Source organism: Exiguobacterium sp. A1_3_1, assembly GCF_048985645.1.
Taxonomy (GTDB): domain Bacteria; phylum Bacillota; class Bacilli; order Exiguobacteriales; family Exiguobacteriaceae; genus Exiguobacterium_A; species Exiguobacterium_A indicum.
This window is the reverse complement of record NZ_WBYY01000302.1, coordinates 1-1,414: the sequence shown is the minus strand read 5'-3', so window position 1 is coordinate 1,414 and position 1,414 is coordinate 1. Positions and strand designations below refer to the sequence as shown.

Annotated in this window: 1 protein-coding gene and 1 pseudogene; both read left to right on the top strand. The window is 50.4% G+C overall.

Annotation, left to right across the window (positions count from 1 at the left end; all coding sequences use genetic code 11):
- Positions 1 to 40: 40 nt before the first annotated feature.
- Positions 41 to 1,078 (top strand): annotated as a pseudogene (locus F8N00_RS17940) (chromosome segregation protein SMC); the annotation flags it as partial.
- The coding region (locus F8N00_RS17935; protein WP_421018739.1) for a signal recognition particle receptor subunit alpha at positions 1,075 to 1,414 on the top strand (340 nt) is incomplete at its 3' end. The pseudogene F8N00_RS17940 and the gene F8N00_RS17935, both read left to right, overlap by 4 nt.

Genomic DNA, 1,414 nt, shown 5'->3' with positions numbered 1-1,414 from the left:
ATGTGTATAAGAGACAGTGACGGAACAGGTCAGTCACGCGAAGCTTGAACGTGGTCATAAACGCCGTGACTTGCGTCATGTCCTCGAAGGATTCGACGAAGCGAAAATCGATGCCTTGCACGCGGAACAGCGCGAACAGGAACAGGAACAACAACGGGTCGAGACCGAACTCGTCGCGATCGGGCAACGGATTCAAGTACAAGCAGAATCCCTGCGTTTGATCCGGATCCGCGAAGCGAAGACGAAGGACGATCAACAAACGACGAAACAGGCACTCGAGCAGCTACGACTCTCGCAAGGGAAAACGAGCACGCGTCTTGAGACAAGACAAGAAATGCTGGAAGAGATGGGATTACTGCTCGAACTGATTGCACCACTTGATCTATCGTATGAAGAGGCAAAAGAGGAAATTCATCTGCTCAAACGCCAACTCGAAGAAATCGGCATCGTCAACATCGGTGCGATTGAGGAATTCGCAGAGGTCGATGAACGGTTTACGTTCCTATCCGCGCAACGGGATGATCTCGTCGCTGCTAAAACCGATCTCTATGGCGTCATCGAAGAGATGGACCGAGAAGTCATTCGGTTGTTCCGTCAAACGTATGATGCTGTCCGAGAACACTTCCGGGAAACATTCCGCGAGTTATTCGGGGGCGGTGAAGCCGATCTAGTTCTCGTTGACCCGAGTGATCTGTTGACGAGTGGAATTGATATCGTTGCCAAACCGCCTGGTAAGAAGCTGCAGAATTTGTCGCTCTTGTCCGGTGGAGAGCGTGCCTTGACAGCAATCGCCTTATTATTTGCGATTCTAAAGACACGTCCTGTCCCGTTCTGTGTCCTCGATGAGGTCGAGGCGGCGCTTGACGAAGCGAACGTCGCGCGATTCGGCGAGTTCGTCCATCAGCTAGCACGCGAGACACAGTTCGTCATCATCACCCATCGGAAAGGAACGATGGAGGCGGCAGATGTCCTTTACGGCGTCACGATGCAGCAAAACGGGATATCTGAAGTGTTATCCGTTAAACTAGAAGAGGCACGACGTACATTAAGTGAAGAACCAAAGGAGATTAAACGATGAGTTTCTTTAAAAAACTGAAAGACCGCTTGACGACTTCGACACAAGAAGTCACGACTAAATTTACGGAAGGCTTGACGAAGACACGCGACGGTTTAGCGAGTGCCGTCAATGATCTCGTCTACCGCTTCCGTGAAGTCGATGAAGACTTTTTCGAAGAGTTAGAAGAAGTGTTGATCCAAGCCGACGTCGGTGTGACGACAACGATGGATTTGGTCGAGGAACTAAAGACAGAAGTCAAACGACGTAACGTCAAGGATCCAAAACAAGTCCGGGATGTCCTCGTTGAAGTCGTCGCGAACATGTTAGTCGAAGAAGAAGAGACAGCCCTTGATCTTG